At 41.6% G+C, this 23,459-nt stretch carries 21 protein-coding genes; 14 read left to right on the forward strand and 7 right to left on the reverse strand.

Features of this window, described 5'->3' with window-relative positions; all coding sequences use genetic code 11:
* The first annotated feature begins 4 nt into the window (after positions 1–4).
* Positions 5–1,369 carry a magnesium transporter gene (gene mgtE, locus A5883_RS05025; protein ID WP_005229714.1) on the forward strand — a complete coding sequence of 455 codons (1,365 nt, stop codon included), beginning with the start codon at positions 5–7 and terminating at the stop codon, positions 1,367–1,369.
* A 59-nt stretch (positions 1,370–1,428) separates the two neighbouring features.
* Here the strand turns inward: mgtE and A5883_RS05030 are convergent, their stop codons facing one another.
* Positions 1,429–2,265 (reverse strand): AraC family transcriptional regulator, encoded by an 837-nt coding sequence (locus tag A5883_RS05030; protein WP_086338092.1) that lies wholly within the window; start codon positions 2,263–2,265, stop codon positions 1,429–1,431.
* A gap of 144 nt (positions 2,266–2,409) precedes the next feature.
* On the opposite strand from A5883_RS05030, the gene A5883_RS05035 reads away from it, so the two are divergent.
* Both A5883_RS05035 and A5883_RS05040 read left to right on the forward strand, forming a co-directional pair.
* Positions 2,410–4,161 carry an ABC transporter ATP-binding protein gene (locus A5883_RS05035; protein ID WP_077452510.1) on the forward strand — a complete coding sequence of 584 codons (1,752 nt, stop codon included), beginning with the start codon at positions 2,410–2,412 and terminating at the stop codon, positions 4,159–4,161.
* Entirely contained in the window at positions 4,148–5,929 is a 1,782-nt protein-coding gene (locus A5883_RS05040) for an ABC transporter ATP-binding protein (RefSeq protein ID WP_086338093.1), read from the forward strand. The genes A5883_RS05035 and A5883_RS05040 overlap by 14 nt, the downstream gene beginning before the upstream one ends.
* 75 nt (positions 5,930–6,004) lie before the next feature.
* On the opposite strand, the gene A5883_RS05045 is transcribed toward A5883_RS05040, so the two are convergent.
* A complete protein-coding gene (locus A5883_RS05045; protein ID WP_086338094.1) occupies positions 6,005–6,646 on the reverse strand; it encodes a copper homeostasis protein CutC in 642 nt (213 codons plus the stop codon).
* Positions 6,647–6,748: 102 nt separating this feature from the next.
* Between A5883_RS05045 and A5883_RS05050 the strand changes: the two genes are divergently transcribed.
* From A5883_RS05050 to A5883_RS05075, 5 genes are all read left to right on the forward strand, one after another.
* Positions 6,749–7,591, forward strand: coding sequence for a methyltransferase domain-containing protein (locus A5883_RS05050; RefSeq protein WP_086338095.1), 843 nt, complete (start codon positions 6,749–6,751; stop codon positions 7,589–7,591).
* 352 nt (positions 7,592–7,943) lie between these two features.
* Entirely contained in the window at positions 7,944–8,447 is a 504-nt protein-coding gene (trmL, locus tag A5883_RS05060; RefSeq protein WP_008379765.1) for a tRNA (uridine(34)/cytosine(34)/5-carboxymethylaminomethyluridine(34)-2'-O)-methyltransferase TrmL, read from the forward strand.
* A gap of 17 nt (positions 8,448–8,464) precedes the next feature.
* Entirely contained in the window at positions 8,465–9,118 is a 654-nt protein-coding gene (locus A5883_RS05065; RefSeq protein ID WP_016621323.1) for a histidine phosphatase family protein, read from the forward strand.
* A gap of 20 nt (positions 9,119–9,138) precedes the next feature.
* The gene (recD2, locus tag A5883_RS05070) at positions 9,139–11,799 is read left to right on the forward strand and encodes an SF1B family DNA helicase RecD2 (RefSeq protein WP_086338096.1); all 2,661 of its coding nucleotides are present in this window, start codon (positions 9,139–9,141) and stop codon (positions 11,797–11,799) included.
* A 96-nt stretch (positions 11,800–11,895) separates the two neighbouring features.
* Positions 11,896–12,123, forward strand: a complete 228-nt coding sequence (locus A5883_RS05075) for a hypothetical protein (protein WP_005236708.1) — start codon at positions 11,896–11,898, stop codon at positions 12,121–12,123.
* Positions 12,124–12,222: 99 nt separating this feature from the next.
* Here A5883_RS05075 and A5883_RS05080 read toward each other — a convergent pair whose 3' ends face one another.
* Together A5883_RS05080 and A5883_RS05085 are read right to left on the reverse strand one after the other, a co-directional pair.
* Entirely contained in the window at positions 12,223–12,846 is a 624-nt protein-coding gene (locus A5883_RS05080; protein ID WP_008379771.1) for a response regulator transcription factor, read from the reverse strand.
* On the reverse strand, positions 12,843–13,952 hold the full coding sequence (locus A5883_RS05085) for a sensor histidine kinase (protein ID WP_005236702.1): 1,110 nt from the start codon (positions 13,950–13,952) through the stop codon (positions 12,843–12,845). The genes A5883_RS05080 and A5883_RS05085 overlap by 4 nt, the downstream gene beginning before the upstream one ends.
* A gap of 86 nt (positions 13,953–14,038) precedes the next feature.
* Between A5883_RS05085 and A5883_RS05090 the strand changes: the two genes are divergently transcribed.
* The 3 genes from A5883_RS05090 to A5883_RS05100 are packed head-to-tail and all read left to right on the forward strand — an operon-like array spanning position 14,039 to position 17,289.
* Positions 14,039–14,971 (forward strand): ABC transporter ATP-binding protein, encoded by a 933-nt coding sequence (locus tag A5883_RS05090; RefSeq protein WP_005236700.1) that lies wholly within the window; start codon positions 14,039–14,041, stop codon positions 14,969–14,971.
* Positions 14,972–14,984: 13 nt separating this feature from the next.
* Positions 14,985–16,130 carry an ABC transporter permease gene (locus tag A5883_RS05095; protein WP_034878640.1) on the forward strand — a complete coding sequence of 382 codons (1,146 nt, stop codon included), beginning with the start codon at positions 14,985–14,987 and terminating at the stop codon, positions 16,128–16,130.
* Entirely contained in the window at positions 16,117–17,289 is a 1,173-nt protein-coding gene (locus tag A5883_RS05100; RefSeq protein WP_016613262.1) for an ABC transporter permease, read from the forward strand. Before A5883_RS05095 ends, A5883_RS05100 begins: the two co-directional genes overlap by 14 nt.
* Before the next feature lie 52 nt (positions 17,290–17,341).
* Here A5883_RS05100 and A5883_RS05105 read toward each other — a convergent pair whose 3' ends face one another.
* Entirely contained in the window at positions 17,342–18,313 is a 972-nt protein-coding gene (locus A5883_RS05105) for a diacylglycerol/lipid kinase family protein (protein ID WP_005236695.1), read from the reverse strand.
* A gap of 658 nt (positions 18,314–18,971) precedes the next feature.
* Here A5883_RS05105 and bsh point away from each other — a divergent pair.
* Positions 18,972–19,946, forward strand: a complete 975-nt coding sequence (gene bsh / locus A5883_RS05110; RefSeq protein WP_086338097.1) for a choloylglycine hydrolase — start codon at positions 18,972–18,974, stop codon at positions 19,944–19,946.
* 58 nt (positions 19,947–20,004) lie between these two features.
* Here bsh and A5883_RS05115 read toward each other — a convergent pair whose 3' ends face one another.
* Complete coding sequence (locus A5883_RS05115) at positions 20,005–20,532, reverse strand: FUSC family protein (protein WP_005236688.1); 528 nt, start codon at positions 20,530–20,532, stop codon at positions 20,005–20,007.
* Between the two features lie 367 nt (positions 20,533–20,899).
* Here A5883_RS05115 and A5883_RS05120 point away from each other — a divergent pair, with 367 nt between their 5' ends.
* Entirely contained in the window at positions 20,900–21,598 is a 699-nt protein-coding gene (locus A5883_RS05120; RefSeq protein ID WP_005236686.1) for a sunset domain-containing protein, read from the forward strand.
* A gap of 628 nt (positions 21,599–22,226) precedes the next feature.
* Positions 22,227–22,736, forward strand: a complete 510-nt coding sequence (locus tag A5883_RS05125; RefSeq protein ID WP_008379785.1) for a QueT transporter family protein — start codon at positions 22,227–22,229, stop codon at positions 22,734–22,736.
* An 83-nt stretch (positions 22,737–22,819) separates the two neighbouring features.
* Here A5883_RS05125 and cbpA read toward each other — a convergent pair whose 3' ends face one another.
* Entirely contained in the window at positions 22,820–23,458 is a 639-nt protein-coding gene (gene cbpA / locus A5883_RS05130; protein ID WP_008379786.1) for a cyclic di-AMP binding protein CbpA, read from the reverse strand.
* Between the last annotated feature and the right edge of the window lies 1 nt (position 23,459).

The following is a 23,459-nucleotide window of genomic DNA, read 5'->3' on the forward strand; positions in this document are numbered from 1 at the left end:
GAGATTGGATGAAAATCAAGAATTAACCGAACGATTTGATCAACTGAATCAAGCACTAAAAGACAATGATATCCAGGGATTTCGTGAGGCATTCTTGGATCTGCATATCTACGAGCAGGGTCAATTCTACCAATCTCTAGAAGCAGACGATCGACAAATCGTCTATACGTATCTATCGCCGAAAGAATTGGCAGACATGTTTGACGTCATTGAAGAAGACGATGAAAACATGGTGGACTATCTTTCAGAAATGCGGCCGGCATATGCTGCAACGATGTTAGCAGAGATGTATACCGATAATGCTGTCGATCTACTGAATACATTGGACAAGAAACAAACGGCCAAATATTTGAGTCTGATGACTGCTGAAGCCGCTAGCGAGATCAAAGAACTATTGCATTATGAAGATGAAACAGCTGGATCATTGATGACAACCGAGTTTGTTTCCATTGTTGCCAACCAAACGGTTCGTTCAGCGATGTATGTCTTAAAAAATGCCGCAGATGTTGCTGAGACGATTTATTATATTTACGTCGTGGATACCGACAACAAACTTGTGGGCGTTATTTCTTTAAGAGACTTGATCATCAATGATGAAGATACCATGATTGCTGATATTTTGAACGAGCGGGTGATGTCGGTTCATGTTGGAGATGACCAAGAGGATGTCGCTCAGACCTTCCGGGATTATGACTTTCTCGCATTGCCAGTCACCGATTATGACGATCACCTATTAGGGATCGTGACCGTCGATGATATCATCGACGTTATCGATGATGAAGCAGCCAGTGATTACTCGGGTTTGGCAGGGGTCAATGTAGAAGAAGTCAGTGAAAACCCGATCAAAGCTTCTTCGAGAAGGTTACCTTGGCTCATCACCTTACTCTTTCTCGGAATGGCAACCGCCAGTTTAATCAGCCATTATGAAGAGTTAGTTAGTGAAGCAAGTATTCTCGCCGTCTTTATCTCACTGATCACCGGAACTGCCGGCAATGCCGGTACCCAATCTTTAGCGGTAGCCGTACGCCGCTTGGCGATCAATGATGATAAAGAAAATAGCTTTATGAAAACAGTGGTCGGTGAGGTGCTTACAGGACTTTTCACAGGAGCTATTACCGGATTGACGATTTTTGCTATTGTGGCTGTCTGGAAACAAAATCCGATTCTAGGGTTTGTGATCGGGATGGCTATGATGTGTGCCATCACAGTAGCCAACTTAGCGGGAAGTTTGATTCCGATGCTAATGGATAAGCTTGGGTTTGATCCGGCAGTGGCGAGCGGTCCGTTTATTACGACCCTCAGTGATTTGACCAGTGTTTTGATCTATTTCAATATTGCCAGTCTTTTTATGAACTATTTTATTCAATGAATAAAAAATAAAAGCAAGCCGATGATTTTTCTTCGAGTGAAGAATCATTGGCTTACTTTTTAATTTTTTGGTTTTGGCAACACCCCAGAAGGAGAGACGCCATAAAGTTTTTTAAAAGACTTGCTAAAGTGATAGGCATCTTGATAGCCAACTGCAGAGGCGACTTCCTTGATCGTGAGGTTGTCATTTTTTAGCATGTCTTTGGCGCGTTTTAGGCGGATTTCTATCAAATAGTTAATGGGGCTGACCCCTGTCGCTTCTTTAAAAATCTTGGAAAGGTACGTCGGACTGAGAAATTGATCTTGTGCCAGTTTTTCCAAGGTGATTTCTTCTTTATAATGATTTTCCAAATAATAGACGGTATAGTTGACGATTTGTTGTTGTCTTCTTTGGCTTTTGGAAAGGTAAGGAACGACATTGATGTGGTCTTCATTTAGTCCGCGTAAAATATAGACGAGCATCTCCATCAAGACAGCTTTTTGCATCAACTGAAACTCATCCCGCTCTTCATTGCTTTCTCGCACCAACTGCCACGCTTTTTCCAAAACTTGATGATGGTATTTGCCTAATTCTAACAATGGGTGTTTGTTGGGGAAAAAATTTCGCTTGAATCCTTCCAAGGAAATATTCTTCAGTCCAATATGCAACTGGTGGGAGCGAGTGCCTTTAGGCTGTAATTCGCAGTGGTCGACACCAGGATTAAAAAGCATGACACTGCCAGCACGAATTTTCTTCGCTGGTTCTTTTTCAAAATAATACGTACTTTCTCCTTCTAACAAGACGCTGATTTCTAAAAAGTCATGATGATGCATTTCTCCATGACTTTCTGCTTGCGTCCATGGGTCAAAGAGATAGATGATTTCGGGATTGAAGGTCCGAGGGTTAACTAAATTCATGGCTGATTCACTCCAATTGGGTGCCCATCTCCGATAAAAAAAGGGAATGGTGCTTCTTACTAATATTTTACATCAAAATGAGTAAGAAAAACCATTCAAATCGCTTTTCAAAACGCTAAGCTTAACAACGAGAGGGGGAATTAGATGAGTAATACACAATGGATCTGGCGCTATGCCAAAAAGAACCGCGGAAAAATCATATTGGCGATCCTGTTTTTAGTGATCAATGCAGCGCTGATCATTGTTAATCCGTACTTGGGAGGAATGGTGATCGATGATGTCATCAATCAGCAAAAAACGCACTTATTGATTCCATTACTGTTGATCATGATCGCAACGACCGTCATTCGCACCATTGTCCGCTATAGTTATCAAATTTTATTTGAACGGGTCGGACAAAATACGCTATACGATTTACGGGAAGACTTGTATCAGAAACTGCAGGAATTGGATTTTGACTTTTTCAATCACACTCGTGTGGGAGATATTATGGCACGAATGACCGGGGATACCGATGCTATTCGCCACTTTGTTTCTTGGGTGACCTATAATATCGCTGAATGTATCTTATGGTTCTTTTCAGCGGTGGTTGTGATGAGCTTTATTGATTGGAAATTGATGCTGGCACTGGTGGCTGTCACACCGATCATTTTTCTGTTGACCAACCGCATGTCTAAAAAAGCACACCCACTGTTTTTTGACATTCGTGAGAGCTTTTCGCGCTTGAATTCAATGGTAGAAGAAAATATTGGCGGCAATCGGGTGGTGAAAGCTTTTGCTCGTGAAAATTTTGAGATCGAAAAATTTCGCTCCTACAACGAAGATTTTAAGACCCGCAACATGGCATCTGCCAAAGTTTCCCGCACTTATCTGCCCTGGCTTGATGGCTTAGCAGGAAGTTTGTCAGTCATTGCCTTAGTCTTAGGCGGAATTTTCGTAATCAATGGGGACATGACCTTAGGAGATCTTGTTGCGTTTAATGGCTATCTATGGATGTTGAACAACCCCATGCGTATGAGCGGCTGGTTGATCAACGATGTTCAGCGATTTTCTGCGGCCTGTATCAAAATTCGACAAATGCTGGCACAAGAATCGAAAATACCGGTTCACCAACAAGAAAAATTAGAACCGATCAAAGGATTTGTGGAATTTAAAGATGTTTCGTTCCACTTTTCAGATGATCCAGAGCAAAATGTACTGGAAAACATCAACTTCAAGATTGGGCCGGGACAAACGTTAGGGATCTTAGGCGAAACCGGCTCAGGAAAAACGACCTTGGTGAATTTAGTCGGACGTTTTTATGACCCGACTGAAGGGGAAGTATTGATTGATGGAAAAAATGCCAAAGAGTATCCTGTGCGCCAAATGCGGGAAAACATTTCAATGGTGATGCAAGATGTCTTCTTGTTTTCTAATACCATCTCTGACAATATTGCCTTTGGAAATCCTTTAGCAGATGAAGGCTTTATTCGCCAAATGGCGGTAGTCGCCGATGCAGATACCTTTATTTCTCGAATGCCTCAAGGCTACGAGACGATTGTCGGTGAACGAGGTGTCGGACTTTCTGGCGGACAAAAACAACGGATCTCTCTTGCGCGGGCCTTAGCCAAAGATCCATCGATCTTGATTTTGGATGACACGACGTCTGCCGTCGATATGGAGACAGAATCGAAGATCCAACAAGAGCTGACAAAATTAACAGGAGAGAAAACGACGTTCATCATTGCCCATCGGATCTCCTCTGTTCGAGAAGCCGATCAGATTTTGATGATGGAAAAAGGTCGGGTCGTTGAACAAGGCACCCACGAAGAACTCGTCAAACTGCGAGGAAAATACTATGAAGTGTATCAAAAACAATTAGGCTTGTCAGGAGGTGAAGACGATGGCGAGAAATAAATTTGATGTCGATGAGGAATTAGACCAGGAATTTAGCTGGAAGGATTTCAAGCGTTTGTCCCAATACGTCGTACCGTATAAAAAAAGTATTGGAAAAGTACTATTTACGATCATCCTGGCAAACTTAGCAGGAATGCTGGCGCCCGTTTTCACGAAGATCGCCATCGACTCATCGATTCCTGAAAAAAATGTCAATCAATTGCTGCTTTTAGGAGCTGCCTTTTTAGTGACCTTGATCGTTATTGGCGTCTGCATGCGTTATCGTATTTACCATATCACGAATATTGGGCAAGATGTTTTGAAGGATATGCGCTTTGATATTTTTGAACATCTGCAGCGGCTGCCGTTTTCTTATTTTGATACAAGGCCCCATGGCAAGATCTTGATCCGCATCGTAAACTACATCAATACACTGAGTGACCTGTTGAGTAATGGCCTGATCAATTTGATTTCCGATGTTTTCAACGTCATCATCACCTTGATCTTTATGTTTGCGATCGACTTCAAATTGACCCTATATTCCCTTGCGTTGCTGCCAATTTTGTTCATCATGGTGATGGTAATCAAAAATAACCAGCGCAAAGCCTATCAGGAGTTGAGTAATAAACAGTCCAATTTAAATGCTTACATTCATGAAAGTATTGCCGGCATCAAGATTACCCAATCCTTCGCACGGGAAGAAGAAAATGCAGAGATTTTCCAAGAAGTCAGCAATGATTATCGGACTTCCTGGATGAAAGCTGTCAAAATTCAGTTTCTCATGTGGCCTGGGGTGCAAAACATTTCAGTCATTACGACTTGCTTGATTTATTTTGTCGGCATTCGCCAAATCGGTGTCGATGTCAGCACAGGTACGTTGATCGCTTTTATCAGTTATATCAATAATTTTTGGAATCCAGTCATCAATATCGGGAATTTTTATAATTCTTTGATTACAGCAACAGCCTATCTTGAACGGATTTTTGAAACGATGGATGAAGTGCCAGATATCGAAGACAAACCAGATGCAAAAGTATTGCCGACGATGAAAGGAACCGTTGATTTTGAACACGTGACCTTCCGATACGAAGAAGGCAAAAACATTCTTTCTGATGTCAACTTCCACATCGAACCCGGGGAAAGCATTGCCTTGGTTGGCCCTACTGGTGCTGGGAAAACCACGATCATCAATTTGCTGAGCCGCTTTTATGATGTCAATGAAGGCAGTGTTAAAGTAGATGGGATGGACGTTCGTGACGTGACGCTGGAATCGCTGCGTTCACAAATGGGGGTCATGCTGCAAGATACCTTTATTTTCTCAGGAACGATCATAGAGAATATTCGCTATGGAAAATTAGATGCGACAGAAGAAGAGATCATCGAAGCAGCGAAAATCGTCCGTGCTCACGACTTTATCACGGAGTTGAAAGACGGCTATCAAACCGTCGTCGAAGAACGAGGAAGCACTTTATCTGCAGGGCAACGGCAACTGATTTCCTTTTCCCGAGCGTTGTTGGCTGATCCAAAAATTTTGATCTTAGATGAAGCGACCTCAAGTATCGATACGAAGACAGAAGAATTGCTGCAAGAAGGATTGTTGAAGCTGTTAGAAGGCAGAACCTCTTTTATCATTGCTCACCGGCTGTCCACGATCAAAAATTCTGATCGAATCTTTTACGTGGCAGGGGGCACGATCGCTGAATCGGGTAACCATGATCAGCTAATGGCACAAAAAGGCTTGTACCACCATTTGTATCAATCACAATACGACTTACTGCAAGCCATCTAAAAAGAATCCCCACAAATGATTGAAACGCATCGTTTGTGGGGATTTCTTTGCGTGATTCTTTTGTGTCACGCAAGCTCAATCATTAAGGTCGACGATTCTGGTTCCATGAACTTCTTTTACACCTAATGTATCAGCAACATGTTGGGCATTTTCAAAGGAAATGCCACCGCCAGGTAAAATCATTAAACGCTCACCAGCATAGGCGATCAATTCTTTCAGATGATCGAAGTTGTCTTCAATCGGAGTCCCTGCAGCACCACCATGGGTCAAAATCCGCTGTACGCCATGCTCAGCTAACCAATCGATCGCTTTAAATTGGCGCGCTGCAGGAATTGCGTCGAAGGCCATGTGAAAAGTAACCTGCAAGCCTTCTGCAGTTTCTAACAATAGCTCCAATGCTTCTTCGTCCAACCAGCCGCTAGGTGTTAAGCAACCTAGAACAACGCCGTCTGTTCCTAGCTTTTTTGCTTCGATCAAGTCGGTGTGCATGATTTTCAACTCAGTGTCATTGTAAACAAAATCACCGCCTCGAGGTCGGATGATCGTCATAACGGGTATTCCTTTTTCGCCAGCATACTGCAGGACTTCTTCTTGCACGCCGGTACTTGGTGTTGTTCCGCCGACCGCTAAATTATCACAGAGTTCAATCCGCTGTGCGCCTCGTGCGATTGCTAAGGGAATATTGGTATAATTTTCTGCACAAAATTCTTTTAACATGATTTACCTCCAATAGATGGGTGTTCAATTGATTTGTTATTCTATCCACTAGCATTCTACCACAAGAATATGCTAAAGTAGAGCAGAGATGAGGGAAGTTGAATGTTAAAAAAAATCGATCGCGGGCGCCTTTTTTTAAACGCCCATTATCACTTATTTGAATGTCCATTGTGCCGCCAAGCATTTTTCCCAACCGAAAATGGCTTGGTTTGTCCAAATCGTCATCGATTTGACTTATCAAAGAAAGGCACACTTTTCTTTTTGGATCATCAAGTTAAAGCAGATTATGATCAAGCACTGTTTTTGCCGCGTCAACGTATGATCGCTAGCGGCATGTATGCACCAGTCCTTGAGACCATCAAAGCAGCTTTGGGGGCTGCTGAGTATCTTTTAGATGTCGGCTGCGGTGAAGGCAGTTTCCTTGCGCAGATGGTCAATGAAAAGACTCAGGCGGCTGTCGGCTTTGATATCGCCAAAGACGGGGTCTATCTAGCAACCAATCAAAACGTACCGGCTTTTTGGTGTGTGGCGGATCTGACCAACCTGCCGTTTGCTGAAGCGAGCTTTGATACGATTTTCAATCTGTTTTCACCGTCAAATTACGGGGAGTTCAACCGCATTTTGAAAAAGGGTGGACAGTTGATCAAAGTCGTCCCTGCGGCGGATTATTTAAAAGAACTACGAGCCGCTTTTTATCCTGATGATGAAACAAAACAGCAGTATTCGAATGAACGGGTCGTTAGCAAATTTTTTGAACACTATCCCACCGCATCCCGTCAAAGAGTAACGCATGTTTTTGCGATCCCTGAAGAAAATCGGCAAGATTTACTTGCCATGTCGCCGTTAGAGTGGGGGGCTTCGGAGGAAAGGAAAGAAAAGCTGCGGCAGACCCCTTTGACACAGATCACTGTTGATGTTGAGGTGTTGATTGCGAAAATTTCCTGAAAATATTTTGAACTTTTTTGTTATTTACTCTTGCAATCATGCCATGGGAGTGATATATTGTTCTCAAGTCATTTTTCATTGGTTTTTATCAGGTTCCTGTTCTGATAAAAGTTAGTGAAAAGAGCTTCACTAACGTAACGACTCGCAGTGATCGACACCGAGTTGGTACGTTTTTTTTATGCCCAAAATTCAACTTAAAAAATGTCTTTTTCAAAAAACAAGCGTGCCAAAATATGGTACTATAGAAGTTATTGAAGAAGCTATTGAGAATCAATTGTAAAACGCAAGATACAGAGACACAAATCAATGCGAGAACCGATCGGCAATATCCGATCGAAAGGAGTTTTTATCTATGAATCACATCGTTCTTTTTGAACCTCAGATCCCGGCCAATACGGGGAACATTGCACGTACTTGTGCAGCAACAAATACTCATTTACACTTAATAGAGCCACTAGGCTTTTCAACGGATGACAAGCAATTGAAGCGGGCAGGACTTGATTATTGGCATGATGTCAATATCACCTATCACAAAGATTTGGCTACTTTTATGGACTTTTTAGGAGAGCGTCCGTTGTACCTGATCTCGAAATTTGCCAATCGCGTGTATTCTGACGTCGATTATACCGCGGATGATGATCAGTTCTTTATTTTTGGGAAAGAAACGACGGGGCTTCCGGAAAGCTTTATGCGTGAGCATGCCGAAAAATGCCTACGCATTCCGATGAATGATGAGCATGTTCGTTCCCTAAATCTATCAAATACGGCTGCTTTGATCATTTATGAAGTTTTGCGGCAGCAAGGCTTCCCACAGCTGGAATTGACACACCATTATGAGAACGACAAACTAGATTAAGAAACGAGGCTTGTTCGATGCAATTATACTTTACCCGTCACGGAAAAACAGAGTGGAACCAAGCGCGCCGCTTTCAAGGGATGCTAGGGGATTCACCGTTATTGCCGGAAAGTCATGAAGAGATCAAACTGCTCGGTGATCATCTGGCTGCTATTCCTTTTGAGAAGATTTATTCAAGCACGTCTTTACGAGCAAAAGTAACTGCCCAAGAGATCCAAACAAGGCTCCATCACCCTGTTGAAATTATTTATAATGAGAACCTGCGTGAGATCGGACTTGGTGAATTAGAAGGACGTTCTATCGATGAAATGCATGAGAAGTATCCTCAACAATTGACTGATCTGCGTAATCATCTTGATCGCTACGATCCCAGTGCCTTTAAGGGAGAGCCGATCCAAGAAACATTGAGCCGGATCGAGACCGTCGTCATGGATGCGGTGATGCAGCATGAAGGCCCATTATTGTTCGTCGGTCATGGGGCATCCTTTACGGCTGCTATCCAGTGGCTTGCAGGCAAACCATTAGCCGAATTAAGAGAGCAAGGTGGATTAGTCAATAACAGCGTTAGCTTATTAGAGACGAATGAACAAAAAGTATTGCCTTTTGAACTAAAAGTTTGGAATGAAGCAAGCTTTTTAAGCAATCAGGCAGGATTAGACGCTTTATTGTAAACCATGAAAGGAGCGGCACCATGATTCCAGAAAGAACGTTTTTTGTCGGCCATGTTGCCGCCATCTTTTTCCAGAATCCCAGCAATTTTTATAAAGTACTATTAGTTAAAGTCACTGAGAATAATGCCGACTACAAAGACTCGGAGATCGTCGTTACTGGTAGTTTCGGCGAAATCCAAGAAGAGGAAAAGTATCGGTTTTTTGGTGAGCTGGTCAATCATCCCAAGTATGGCGTCCAGTTGAAGGCCGAAAGCTACCAACAAGAACAACCGACCTCTGAACAAGGGTTGATCGCCTACCTTTCTGGAGAAAAATTTCCTGGGATCGGCAAGAAGACCGCTGAAAAAATCGTTGATCTTTTAGGAGAAGAAGCGATCGACCGGATGCTGGAAGAACCGGCATTGTTGGAGCAGATTCCAGGGTTAAATGAAAGTAAGCAAAAAATGATTTTAGATACCGTTCGGCAAAACCATGGGATGGATCAAGTAATCGTTGGCTTGAGTCGCTATGGCTTTGGTAGCCAGCTATCTTTTGCTATCTATCAAGCCTACAAAAATGAGGCGCTATCCATTATTGAGGAGAATCCATATCAGCTGGTGGAAGACATTGAAGGCATTGGCTTTAAACGCGCAGATGGCATCGCTGAACAGCTGGGGATCGAAGCTTCGTCACCGCAACGGTTTCGAGCGGCGGTCTTGCATCAAATCTTCGCCCAGTCCTTGCAGACGGGCAATACCTTTATCCACGCTCAAGATTTGTTAGAGCAGACACTGCGCCTATTAGAAACGAGCCGCCCCATTGAGATTGCGCCTGACGATTTGGCATCAACGATCATTCATCTAGTGGAAGAAGGAAAGATCCAACAAGAAGAAACCCGTTTATATGAAAATAGTTTGTACTTTTCTGAATGGGGAATTGCCAGTTCCATCGAACGCTTGCTTTCCCGCAAAAAAGAAATCGTCTATCCTGAGAAAAAAATCAGTAAAACGTTACGTAAAATAGAAAAGCACTTAGGCATCACCTATGGTTCCTCGCAAGAAGAAGCGATCAAAGAAGCAATCCGATCGCCATTGTTTATTTTGACAGGTGGCCCAGGTACTGGGAAAACAACAGTGATCAATGGGATCGTACAATTATTTGCTGAGTTGAACGATTTGGACTTAGAACCATCAAAATACAGCGACGAAACCTTTCCGATTCTCTTGGCAGCACCGACTGGTCGAGCCGCCAAACGGATGAACGAAACGACTGGTTTGCCAAGTGGTACGATCCATCGTTTGTTAGGATTGAATGGCCGTGAAAAAGCACCATCGATTAGTCCCAAAGAGTTAGAAGGCGGTTTACTGATCGTCGATGAGATGTCAATGGTCGATACGTGGTTGGCGAATACGCTCTTTAAGTCGATCCCTACAAACATGCAAGTGATTTTTGTGGGGGATAAAGATCAGCTTCCTTCTGTGGGACCAGGACAAGTCCTTCATGATTTGCTAGCGATCGATGCGATCCCGAAACAAGAATTGACGGAAATCTATCGTCAAGGAGATGGATCAAGTATTATTCCACTGGCCCACGCCATCAAAAACGGGCAGCTGCCTGCTGATTTTACACAAAACCAAAAAGATCGTTCTTTCTTTGCTTGTGATGCGTACAAGATCGAACCGTTGATCGCTCAGATCGTGAAACGGGCGAAAGACAAAGGTTATACGCCGCAAGATATTCAAGTGTTGGCGCCGATGTATCGTGGGGCAGCTGGGATCGATGCTCTGAATAAAATGATGCAAGAGATTTTTAACCCCAACGATGGAACCAAAAAAGAGGTCACCTTCAATGATACGGTGTATCGTATCGGCGATAAGGTCTTGCAGTTGGTAAACTCTCCTGAAGATAACGTGTTTAATGGCGATATGGGCCAAATCGTTGGGATCACTCTAGCCAAACAGTCGGAAGACAAGGTTGACGAACTGGTCATTCAATTTGATGCCAATGAAGTGACCTATAAGCGTAATGAATGGAACAAGATCACATTATCCTACTGTTGTTCGATCCATAAATCCCAAGGTAGTGAATTTCAAATGGTTATTTTGCCGATGGTTCATCAATACCAGCGTATGCTGCAGCGCAATTTGCTATATACCGCTGTGACTCGCAGCAAAGAGATGCTGATTTTACTTGGTGAACCGCAAGCCTACCAAACCTGTGTCAGTCACGAATCTGCCACTCGCTTAACGACATTAAAAGAACGTATCAATGGCACGGAAGAAATGACGACGCTGCAACGGGCGAAATTGGCTCAGTTTGAGGAAGCCGATGATCCGTTTTATAATGATTCCTCTGAGAACACGAAGGCAAAAATGGTAGCTTCGAAGCCAAAGGAAAATCCCAGCACTGAAGCTGCTGCTAACCAGCAAGCGACAGAAAAGTCACCAGATAGTGGGTTGGACTTGTTTGCTTTTGCCGAGCCTGAGCCGTCGGCACCAAATCAGACAGAAACGGCCAAGCCTCTGTCAGGGGATAAGGTCCTAAGTGAAGGGACTACGGGGGAAGAAGCACTCATCGAAGAAACGCAAAACGATGGTGTGCTGACCTTAACGATGGTCAAAAAGCATTTAGTAGATCCAATGATTGGGATGAAGGACTGTTCTCCGTACGACTTTATGCCCGTAAAAAACGAGGGATTATAACGATGAGAAAATGCTAAAAATGGGTTGTTAGTGAGCGCTTTCTTTTGGTTTTTCAGCTTCTTATGCTAAGCTGAAATCAAAAGGAGGCGTTACATTATGGCGAAAGAAACCGAAGACAAATTAGCAAAACTCGCAAAAGAATCTGGCAACGACTTTAAGAAATTGGATGAGATGGAAAAAGAATTTAAATTAGATGAAAGCCCTGATGCAGAACGAGGCGAACGGGAAGAATCAGGATTAGAAAAAACGTTAGATAAGGCGCCGATTTTCCCGCCTAACACACCAAATAACCCAACGAATCCTGGCAGTCCTGGAAATCCATGATTTTATACCAAGAAGAAACCAACTGTTGAATAATCGAATAGAAAGAAACCTGAAGAATGCAAAGGCGCATTTCTTCAGGTTTTTTGTGTCTAACGAGACTCACTGTAAATGCTGATAAAAATAGATTGCTAATTGCGTGCGATCCCGTAACCCCAGCTTTTCTAGTAATTGGCTGATGTAATTACGAACGGTTCCATCACTCAAATACAAGGCATCGGCGATTTCTTTATTGTTTTTACCCGCTGCTACTTCTTTGATGATCGCAAATTCACGTTCGCTAAAGGAAGCTTGATTGTCAATTGATGGTTCGTTCTTCATTAGCTGTGTGAAGGTCTCAACGATTTCATTCCCAAAGACAACTTGGCCATTATAAGAGGCTTTGACAGAAGGGATGATTGCCTGTAAATTCTGTTTGATCAAATAACCTTTCACACCGATGGAAAAGGCTTCTCGAATGTATTCTTCATCTTTGAAGGTAGTCAATAGCAAAAGGATCGCGTGGGGAAATTTAGCCAGTATTTCTTTGGCAGCATCGATCCCAGTTTGTTCCGGCATGCGGATGTCCGTCAGCAAAACGTCAGGACGATGAGTTTCATAGAGGTCAATGGCGTCTTTGGCACAATGACCGATGCCTAATACACGAATTTCTTCTGTGCTTTCTAAAATGGTTTGCAACGAGGTCGTCACAAACGGATCATCGTCAATAATAACTACAGTAATCATTGGTGTTCCTCCTTTGGTAAAATGATCGTCAACTGAAAGCGTTGGTTTTCTTGTAAGATATGAACTTGTCCTTGTTGTTCTTGGACCCGTTGACGCATCGTTTTCAGACCGATTCCAGTTTTAGCAATTTGAGATCCGCGGACCCCATCATTGGTGATTTGCAAGCGGAAAAAAGCAGGCAGTGTCCGAAAATGCAAGACAACGGTTTTGGCATGACTGTGTTTGATGCTGTTGGTCAAGGCTTCTTTGATCACCATTAAGAAACAATTTTGCTGGGCTTCGTTCAATCCTTCAAATAAGGTTCCTTCAATCGTGACTGAAGATGGAAAATCAGCAATCAGAAACTCTAAGGACTGTTGGAAAGTAATCGATGTCTCATGGAGATCATGAACGCTTTGGCGGATACGATCCATCCCAGTGTGAACCGTAGCACTCAAATTTGCTAAGGGCTCATTCAGTTTTGGTTCTTGATTGATCATTTCAAGTGCGCCAATCTGCAAAATGGCACTCGACAGCAGATGGCCAACATTGTCATGGATATCTCGCGCGATTCGATTTCGTTCTTCGGCAATTTGTAAGGCCAATTTTGTTTCTTGTGATAAGGCTAGTACTTTGTTTTGCTGCGATAATTGCTGCTGTTTTTCCCAATGAGTATCTTTTGAAGCGATGTACTTTTTCTCAAGAGCAGACATTCGCTGTTCTTTTTTACGTAAGTAAAAAGCAAAAAGCAACAAAAGGATGACAAAGGCGATCTTGGAGGGGGATTGATTGCCAACTGTCGCGATCAATAAAAATCCTAATAAAGATAGAATGTCATCTTTTCTTTCTTCAGGAGCGATCACCCGCATCATTGCAGGCAGAAAGAGGGCAAGCTCTGGCCAAAAAGTACATAGAAGCAATAGAATAACTTGAAAAAACCAGCTTGCTTTCCTAGGCAATAAATAACTGACACCAGTGAAGAAAATAGCGATCAGCAAAAAAATGACTTGTACGGCAACAAATCCTTGATTTACCAATAGAAGCAACGAGATTGCGAGTAGAAAGCCAGCTTCGCTGAGTAGTCGAGATTTGGACATGGCAGACTCCTTCATTGTGACAAATGTCATAGTTGATTTGGTCAATCGTCACTAGTTTCTTTTCTTAAACTTTATTATAGTCAGATTAACAAGAAATTTGGAAGGAGTTTTTCATCATGATTATTGAAATTGATAAATTAGTTAAACGCTATGGTGATTTTGTGGCATTGAATCATTTTGATCTGCAAGTACAAGAAGGGGAAGTTTTAGGATTATTGGGACCAAACGGTAGTGGGAAATCGACTGCTATCAATTGTATGCTCTCTTTGCTAAATTATGACAAAGGCACCATTAAACTGTTTGGATCAACCATGACCCCTGAAAACTATGCCGTTAAAGCAATGATCGGCGTCGTTCCTCAAGATGTTGCCGTCTTTGAAGAACTAAGTGTACAAGAAAATATCGATTATTTTTGTGGTTTATATGTTGCTGACAAAGAGAAACGGCAAGCATTGATCGAAGAAGTCATACAATTAGTGGGATTGGAAAATTTCGTGACTTTCCATCCAGGTGAGCTGAGTGGTGGCTTGAAACGACGGTTGAATATTGCCTGTGGGATCGCTCATAAGCCACGCTTGATTTTTTTAGATGAACCAACAGTCGCCGTCGATCCCCAAAGTCGTAATAAAATTTTGGAAAGCATCAAAGAGCTGAATCGCCAAGGAGCAACGATCGTTTATACGACCCATTACATGGAAGAAGTGGAAATTCTTTGTGACCAGATCGTGATTATGGATCAGGGACAGGTGATTGCCAAAGGGACCAAGGAATCTCTGAAAGACATGGTACGCACGGCAGATCGTTTGACCATCGACATCCCCTTACTGCCAGACCATGTATTGGCTACAATTCAAACCACCATTACTGCTGACGGGATCGTTTATAAAGAGGGACAGCTCCAAGTAACAACGACGGAACTCAATACGGTCTTGCTCCCCATTTTGACGCTCTTACAAGCAGAGAAAATCAGTTACGGAAAAATTGCAACCAAAGAAGCGACCTTAAATGATGTCTTTTTAGAGATCACGGGCAAGGAATTGAGAGACTAAAGGAGGGGAAAACATGTTTTGGCATTTTTACAAATATCGCACAAAAGTGCTGTTGCGAAATAAATCCATGCTGTTTTGGACGTTGGCGTTTCCCATTCTCTTAGGCCTAATGTTTATGGCGGCCTTTGGGGAGATCGATCAAGCAGGAAATTTAGAGACAATCACGACGGGAATCGTAAAAAACGGGGATCAATCAGCGCTTTCGGAAAATTTTTCCGCGGTCCTTGAACAAGTGGAAATCAATGAAAAACCATTATTTGATCTTAAGGAACTATCAGAAGCAGAGGCAGTTGAAGAGCTGAATGCGGGTGATTTAGCTGGGTTTTATCTGATAGCTGACGAAACGATTTCACTCCATGTGGGGCAAGCGGGCATGAGTCAGACGTTGATGAAAAATGTAATGGATCAATTTTTACAACGTACAGCGATTATTTCTAGTAAAGCAGCAGAACTTGAAACGCTTGATCTTGCACCAATTATGGCCGCGTTTGAACAGGAAGCGACTTTTCAAGAAGTGAATGCTGATCGTGACATGAGTGTTAAAAGTTTTTATTTCTTTACTTTGATTGGGATGGCGATCCTCTATGGGACGATGTGGGGTGTTCGCAATGTTCAGGATCAGCAAGCCAATCAATCCGCGAATGGGATTCGGCTTTCCTTGATACCAAGAAAACGCACATTGGTTTCAAGTGCGAATTTAGCGGCGAGTTTTACGATTGTGTTAGTAGAAGTCTACATTATTTTAGCGGTTTTTCGTTTTGTCTATCAAGTAGACTTTGGTGAACGATGGCAGTGGCTACTACTGGTTGCCGCGTTGGGATCATTGTGTGCGATTTTGCTAGGAACATTGATTGGAAATCTGACGCCAAAAATGAATCTGGTGCAAAAGGATGGCATTTTGATTTCCGTGACGATGGCGATGAGCTTTTTTGCCGGGATGATGGGCTCGGAACAAATCAAGTATTGGCTTGATCTACATGTGCCGATACTGGGGCAAATAAATCTCGTCAATTTGATCAGTGAAAGTCTCTATCAATTATACTACTATACAGATCTGGCTAGCTTTTATACCAATCTTTTATGGTTGACTGGCTTTATCGTCCTTTTCGCAATTGGAAATACTTGGATCGAAAGAGGGGTGCGCTATGACGCTTTATAAAACGATTTGGACTTTACTGAAGGCCAATAAGTCGAATTTACTAATTGGAGTACTGATCACTGTGGGAGTTACATTCTTTTATGCACAAAGCATCGACGTCGAAAACACCTCTTTACAAGAAGCCAACATTGCTTTGATCAGTGAAGAGGAGTCGCCAGTCGTTGACGGTCTTCGGGACTACTTGAAGGAGAAGCAGACCTTGGTCACTTTGGAGGGTACCTCACAAAAAGAAATTGATGATGCCCTTTATTTTAATCGCATAAACATCGTCTTGCATTTACCAGTAGATTTCACGGAACAGGTGGAGGCCGGCCAGATGCCAGCAATCGAGATTCAAAGCCGGCCAGATGCTTTCTCTAAAACCATTGTCACCCAGCAAGTGAACACGTACTTACAGACGCTTTTGCTTTTTAAAGAAGAAGGTAAAACAGTTAGTGAGGCGATAGAACAAGCACAAACAGCGCTAGCCGTCACTGGGCAAGTTGAACTCAGTACAGAATATAGTCAACGAATGAAAAAAATGTTAACAGGCATGACCTTTAACTTATTGTCATATGGTCTCTTTCTATCAATATTTAGCGGGTTTGGCGTGATCAATATGGCCTTTAATCGCAAAGCAATCAGCAAGCGAAACCAGAGCGCCCCTCTTGCTAAACGTGTCTTACAGCGGAAAATCCTGTTAAGCTTGATCAGTTATTCGCTGCTCTTAACTTTCGGCTTTTTATTACTGATGGTGTTATTAGTGATCCGCACGTCTTGGGATACAGCAGCTTGGTACCACATTTTGAACACGTTCTTGTTTTTATTACCAGTCATCAGCTTCTCGGCGTGTGTCACTTCCCTGGTGAAAAATTCAGAAGCAATCGGCGGGATCAGCAATATCTTTATAACCGGCAGCTGTTTTATCGGTGGTGTCTTTGTATCAGCTAATTTCCTGCCAGATATCGTCAATAAAATCGCGGCGTTTACACCAACGTATTGGTTTGTTCAAAACAATACCTTGATTAGCGAGACCCTCACGTACAATCAAGGGTTTACTGAATCGTTTTGGTTCAATGGCTTTGTCTTGGTTGCATTTGCAGCAGTATTTTCAATGATTCATTTTGTTTTGGGAAAAGAAGGCAGTCCTCGTTGGCAGTACAACTCAGCGAAAAACTAACAGGTACACAGAAAAAAACGATACAAATCGTTGCTGATTTGTATCGTTTTCTTTATGGGCACCAAAATAATTGATTGGCAGTAGTAAAGGTAATATCAAAGGGACGTTGGCCCATTTCTTCGCCATCTTCTTGTCCATGTTGGGGCACGGTAGAGATAATTCTCAGCTTCGACGTGGAGAGATGATGAAAGTAGCGTGAATTCATGTGTTTCTTACGCATCAGTAAACCGATCAGCCAGAAAATCTTGAAAATCGACACACGCTCAACGAGTACGAAATCAAACTTTTTCTCTCTGACTGAAGCGGTTGGGGCGATTGCAACACCGCCGCCAAAGTAAGGATGATTGGTCGTGGTGCACAAAAAAGCTTTTTTATAACTGAATTGTTGCCCATTACACTCGACTAAGATCGGAAAACCTCTTTGAAGAAACAAAACGCGGATAATTGCAGCGATATAGGAAAAGGAGCCGAGGTTGAACTTATTAAGACTGCTTTTTGCCACAGAGTGATTGGTGGTATAGACGATTGCCGCATCAAGACCAATACCCACATTATTAAGAGCGATGCCGTTTTCCTCTTGGATCTGCTCTTCATAGCGGATAATGGCCAATTCTTGGGGCTTAGTAGTACCGGCAATTTTCCAAAACGCTTTTTCCGGCTCTCGTGGCAGATCGATACTTCGCGCAAAATCGTTTCCCGAGCCAGCGGGGATGTAAGCAACGGGAATTTGTTGTTGTTCAAGTTGTAACTCTGATACTACTTGGTGCAGCGTTCCATCACCGCCGATAACCACCAATAATGGATAAAGCATCTCGCCATTTTCTAAATAGACATCATCCCAAGGCAAAAGGCGTTCTTTTAAGAGTTTTCTGGTGATGTACCGTTCGTCGCCGGGTGATTTGGTTAGGTAGATTTGATGGGGGAAACGATGTTTTTTTACGATTCTTTGCACACGTTCCGCCGCTTTTTTTCCTCGTCCACTACCTGAAGCAGGGTTTACGAGGAAGTGATAATAATAGTTCATTTTATGAATAGCTCCATATCGTTTTTTCGTTCAATGCGGTTAATTATAGCATGTTTCGACAGAAGGCGGGGAGACGATGCCTGAAAAAAGAGCAAAAAAATAGATTCGACGATTGTGCTTTCTGGGTTTTCAAAGGTTCTTATGTCCACTTTGATCCTCAGGTAATGATGCCCATCGCCGAATCCTATTCAATTAGTAAGGAGTAACTCAAATTCCCACATCCTTTGTCTTTTATTCTAAGTTGACAACAATTCTTTTCTTGCAGAACCTGCTTCGTCTGCTTTACTGGGAATCCTTGCTCCTTACACTTATAGTATAGCACATTTTTCTCTTTTAGCAATCGCTTACATGATTTGGTAGTTGTCTTTTAGATAAATTTAAATAGTTTAAATAAAAGGTAAAGGAGAAAGGAGAAAATTTTGATCATCGCCGATCATGATAAGCTCTTCTGAAGGAGTTGTAAACAAAATGAATCTGTGAGAAGGTAAGGATAGCCATGGAAAGTCCAACTAGATTCATCTTTCTTTATATGGTACATTAAAATGATTTTAAATCATTTAATTGTATTTTTATTATTATTTATTGCTTTTTCCTTGTTAAAAAAAAGCGATAGGAGTAAATTAGAAGTGTAAAAAAACTTATTTTAGGAGGAAGTATTATGTGTACTGCGTTAACTTATGTAACGAAAGATCATTATTTTGGCAGAAATTTTGATTATGATGTTTCTTATAAAGAAGTAGTGACCATTACTCCGAGAAATTATCCATTCAAATTTCGCAAAGTAAGTAAAATAGATCACCATTATGCAATGATTGGGATTGCTGCTGGTGTCGCTCAGTATCCACTGTATTATGATGCGGTCAATGAAAAAGGTTTAGGTATCGCTGGATTGAATTTTCCAGAAAATGCTGTCTACAATGAATTTCAAGAAGGAAAAGAGAATGTTACGCCTTTTGAGTTCATCCCATGGCTCTTAGGACAATGCGCTACTGTCGAAGAGGTAAAAGGGCTATTAGCCAATGTCAATCTCGTTCGGATCAATTTTAGTGAAGATTTGCCTCTATCGCCTTTGCATTGGATGATTGCTGATAAAAAAAGTGCCATCGTTGTGGAAAGTATGAGTGATGGCCTTCATATTCATGAAAATCCGGTGGGAGTTTTGACAAATAATCCACCATTTGACTATCAATTGTTCAATTTGAATAATTACCGTGTGTTATCATCGAAAACTCCGGAAACTCATTTTTCTGACAAGGTGGATTTTGATGAATATAGTCGTGGAATGGGCGGCTTAGGTCTGCCAGGAGATCTTTCTTCGATGTCTCGCTTTGTCAAAGTAGCTTTTACCCGATTGAATTCCGTTTCTGGAGAATCTGAATCCGAAAGCATTAGTCAGTTCTTCCATATTTTAGGTTCGGTTGAGCAACAAAAAGGACTTTGTGACATAGGCAATGAGCGCTATGAGTACACGATTTATTCTTCTTGCTGCAATACAGATAAAGGAATCTATTACTATCGTACGTATGAAAATAGTCAAATCGTTGCAGTTGATATGAATAAAGAAGATTTGGAAGGTAATGTACCGATTTCTTATCCATTAATTGAAGACCAACAAGTTCTTTTCAGTAACTGATCCATTCTTAAAAAACCATCTCAAAGCTGTTTTGAGATGGTTTTTTTCTTTTTCATTTTTAAAATGAATCACTCTCATTTGTTGTCGTCTTCGTCCCTGCGGTACTTTTATTCGGAAATGGAAAAAAGCGGTTCACCAATATTGCAATCGTCATGCCGATAAAACTATCAACAATTCGATTAAAAGCATACAAGTAAGATTCAGTTTGAGGAATCATAAATAAAATCGTCAATAGTGTGGCACAAGCACCAACTGTTCCCTCGGAGTAATCAAATTTGACCAATAAAGCGATCATTAACATGATCACTAAAGGGATTGCAATCATTTGAATAAAGGACGAATGTCCGAAAAAGTTAAATATCGCAATACAAAATACAGAAGCGATTGCGCCGAAGCTGTTACCGGCAATCCGATGTTTCCCGTATTTGACGGTATTCTCATGATCTTCTCTTAATGTGAAAACAGCTGTGATCGTTGATACGACGTAGGTTTCACGATTCAAAAGAACACTAATCAAAATACAGAGGAATACACTGATTCCAGTTTTTACATTTCTTAAGCCAAAGGTCAATCCAAATAAGTTCAATCATGCCATCCTCTCAAAACAAATTTCAACGAAGTCGATTATACCACATTGCAGACGGTCAATTGCTTAGATTTTCAGAAAAATGAACAACGATTCTTTCATCGTACGTTGACAGGCAAATTTTATCAGTCGTCGAGAAGCTAGCTTGATACCATGCAATTTTCAACTTTGAGTGTTGAAAGGAATACAATAAGTGACCCCAACCCTAAATGAATTGACTTTCGTTGCCATCGCTTAAGACTCCTTTTTTTATTTCTCAGTCTGTTCAACGTTTAAATAAGTGTTTTGATAAAAAAATATTTATTGCTCATAAAAAGTTTGTTTTTTAGATATTATATTGAGATAATCAAAATAAGGAGGGTTTAAAATGAAAAAAGTGTCAATACTATTTGTTCTTTTACTTGGCTTTGTTGTTTTTCCGATGACAGTTTTTGCTGCATCTTCACCAAGTGTGAGCTATCAAACAAATATCCAGTCTCAAGGGTGGCAATCATGGAAAACAAACGGTCAGACGTCAGGGACCACAGGGAAAGCCAAGCGACTTGAAGCAATCAAGATAAAAATTACTAACGAAAAATACAAAGGGAATATTGAATATAAAACCTCCATTCAGAAACAAGGATGGGAAAAATCGTTTAGAAAAAATGGGACTCTATCTGGTACAAGTGGAAAAGGGCAACGGTTGGAGGCGATCCAAATCAAACTCACCGGTGAGATCGCTAAGTATTACGATGTCTATTATCGAGTCAATGCACAACAATTTGGCTGGATGGGGTGGGCGAAAAACGGACAGTCTTCAGGAACGTCTGGCTTTGGTTTTCAACTGGAAGCAATCCAGGTCAAACTGGTGAAAAAAGGTGGGAAAGCACCTGGAACGACGAATGATGCATTTAGAGATGGACTGAAAAAATATGTAGACAAACGGGGCAAAGGGCTGATCAAAGGCTCCAAACAAAAGATTTATCATATACCGGGGAGTCAATATTATAATAAAACGACCAGTCCAATTCGGATGTTCAAGACAGAGGTGGAAGCCTACAAAGCGGGCTTTCGACCAGCTAAATAGAGGTGTGGCAGGCATTCGCTGAGTAAACATCTATGAGAAATTGCTTTACCGAAAAGGTAACGAGGCAACGAGAAGAAAGCTATTTTTGATCAAAAAGTAACTGAATCGTCTGATTCATTCTAAACATCCCTTTCCGTTAGCGAAAAGGGATGTTTTACGTATTCAAGATGATTTCTGTGCGTAGATCCGACGAATCTTAAAGTAATTCAGCACTTAACCTTTCATCACGAGATGCGCCTTGATTTAGCGAGGTTTCAACACAAAGCCACCATCTTCATCGTTCATTTCTTCGGTAGGCGTAAAAATAATATTTTTGCCATCTCTTTCAAGGGTAAAGATTGAATCACAAGCCATTAGGAAATCTGACGATGGATGATTCATTGATAGTCGAATAGGGCTAGAAAATGAAAGCTGCGAAGTGTTTCTTTGAATCAACGAATGAAGGAACAGAGGGAGCAATTCCATCTGCATAAAGTTTTGTCAGGTGATTTCGAGATGATTTGATGATTAAATGGCCGGTTTAACATTGATATATGGCTATTAATGTGTATAATAAGTACTTGTGCGAAGCGCACCGCGGTTCATCAACCATCCCGCGTAATCAAAACTCGGAGAAAGTAGGGATCAAATGGAAAAATCAACAAATCTAACCAATCAACGTTTGCGTGTCGTCGCAGCCAATGGGATCATTATGGCACTTTATGTTGCTGTAACGGTTCTAGTCTCACCCGTTGCCTCAGGAGCGATTCAATTTAGGATATCTGAAGGATTGAATCACTTGGTCGTTTTCAACAGAAAATTGATGTGGGGTGTCGTTGGCGGGGTTGTAGTGTATAACATGTTCTTTGGAATGGGGATCTTGGATGTCGTATTCGGCGGTTTCGGAAGCTTCTTGGCTTTAGGAGCAACTGCATTGGTATATAAGAAGATTCCAAATGTTTTCGTAAGACTGGCATTTAATACCATTGTTTTTTCATTAAGTATGTTCCTGATTGCGATTATGCTAAATATCACCTTAGCATTGCCTTTCTGGCCAACATTTGCAACAACGGCATTGAGTGAATTTATTGTAATGACGATTACGGCACCGGTGATGTATATCATCAATCGTGCCGTTCGCTTCGATAAGCGCGTGTAAAAAAAGCTTGTTTTTTGCTTTGATGGTTCTCAAAAAACAAGAAAAAAGATCATTCCTAAGAAATGAAGGAATGATCTTTTATTTTATTCTGCTTTTAAGTCTTCGATCTCCACAACTTTGAAGTTTTTCGCTTCTAGTTGCGCAACGATCTTGTCGCATAATTCTTTTGATGTGTTTGCTGGTAAAGTGATCATCGTACGACGAATAAATTCGTCTTTACCGATGTCGAGAGTGATACAGCTAGCGATACTGCTGTATTTTGCGATTATTTTTGAGATAACCGCTAAGTCGCCTTGTTGACCTGTTGATGCGATCGTCAACACATAGCTTCCTTGTTCGACGCTCCATGATTGTGACAACATATTCAATAAGGAACTATGAGTCAAGATGCCGTAAAATTGATTGTTTTCATCTAGTACCGCAATATAAGGCAATTCTTTGATTGTAAAGAAAACCTTAAAAAATGAAGAGTTGACATAAATGAACTTCGTCGCATTTTTTAGCAGATAGGTGACGGGTAAAGTCATGTCACCGCCATTTGCTTTATGGCGATAGATGTGCATTTTATAAATATTTCCTCTAAAAATCTTTCCTGATTCATCTAGGATAGGCACACAACGATAACCAGACTCTTCTAAAATTGCCAGCGCTTCTTCTAAGGTAGCTGTTTCCTTTACCGTTGTTAAATCGCGTTTTTTGTAAACCATTGTTTTTAATAACATA

This window comes from Enterococcus sp. 5B3_DIV0040, from assembly GCF_002140755.1.
In the GTDB taxonomy this organism is placed as follows: domain Bacteria; phylum Bacillota; class Bacilli; order Lactobacillales; family Enterococcaceae; genus Enterococcus_D; species Enterococcus_D casseliflavus.

Coding starts and splice junctions, on each gene's coding strand:
- A5883_RS05030 (WP_086338092.1), bottom strand. CDS start 2,265: ATGAATTTAGTTAACCCTCGGACCTTCAATCCCGAAATCATCTATCTC.
- A5883_RS05035 (WP_077452510.1), top strand. CDS start 2,410: ATGAGTAATACACAATGGATCTGGCGCTATGCCAAAAAGAACCGCGGA.
- A5883_RS05040 (WP_086338093.1), top strand. CDS start 4,148: ATGGCGAGAAATAAATTTGATGTCGATGAGGAATTAGACCAGGAATTT.
- A5883_RS05045 (WP_086338094.1), bottom strand. CDS start 6,646: ATGTTAAAAGAATTTTGTGCAGAAAATTATACCAATATTCCCTTAGCA.
- A5883_RS05050 (WP_086338095.1), top strand. CDS start 6,749: ATGTTAAAAAAAATCGATCGCGGGCGCCTTTTTTTAAACGCCCATTAT.
- trmL (WP_008379765.1), top strand. CDS start 7,944: ATGAATCACATCGTTCTTTTTGAACCTCAGATCCCGGCCAATACGGGG.
- A5883_RS05065 (WP_016621323.1), top strand. CDS start 8,465: ATGCAATTATACTTTACCCGTCACGGAAAAACAGAGTGGAACCAAGCG.
- recD2 (WP_086338096.1), top strand. CDS start 9,139: ATGATTCCAGAAAGAACGTTTTTTGTCGGCCATGTTGCCGCCATCTTT.
- A5883_RS05075 (WP_005236708.1), top strand. CDS start 11,896: ATGGCGAAAGAAACCGAAGACAAATTAGCAAAACTCGCAAAAGAATCT.
- A5883_RS05080 (WP_008379771.1), bottom strand. CDS start 12,846: ATGATTACTGTAGTTATTATTGACGATGATCCGTTTGTGACGACCTCG.
- A5883_RS05085 (WP_005236702.1), bottom strand. CDS start 13,952: ATGACATTTGTCACAATGAAGGAGTCTGCCATGTCCAAATCTCGACTA.
- A5883_RS05090 (WP_005236700.1), top strand. CDS start 14,039: ATGATTATTGAAATTGATAAATTAGTTAAACGCTATGGTGATTTTGTG.
- A5883_RS05095 (WP_034878640.1), top strand. CDS start 14,985: ATGTTTTGGCATTTTTACAAATATCGCACAAAAGTGCTGTTGCGAAAT.
- A5883_RS05100 (WP_016613262.1), top strand. CDS start 16,117: ATGACGCTTTATAAAACGATTTGGACTTTACTGAAGGCCAATAAGTCG.
- A5883_RS05105 (WP_005236695.1), bottom strand. CDS start 18,313: ATGAACTATTATTATCACTTCCTCGTAAACCCTGCTTCAGGTAGTGGA.
- bsh (WP_086338097.1), top strand. CDS start 18,972: ATGTGTACTGCGTTAACTTATGTAACGAAAGATCATTATTTTGGCAGA.
- A5883_RS05120 (WP_005236686.1), top strand. CDS start 20,900: ATGAAAAAAGTGTCAATACTATTTGTTCTTTTACTTGGCTTTGTTGTT.
- A5883_RS05125 (WP_008379785.1), top strand. CDS start 22,227: ATGGAAAAATCAACAAATCTAACCAATCAACGTTTGCGTGTCGTCGCA.
- cbpA (WP_008379786.1), bottom strand. CDS start 23,458: ATGTTATTAAAAACAATGGTTTACAAAAAACGCGATTTAACAACGGTA.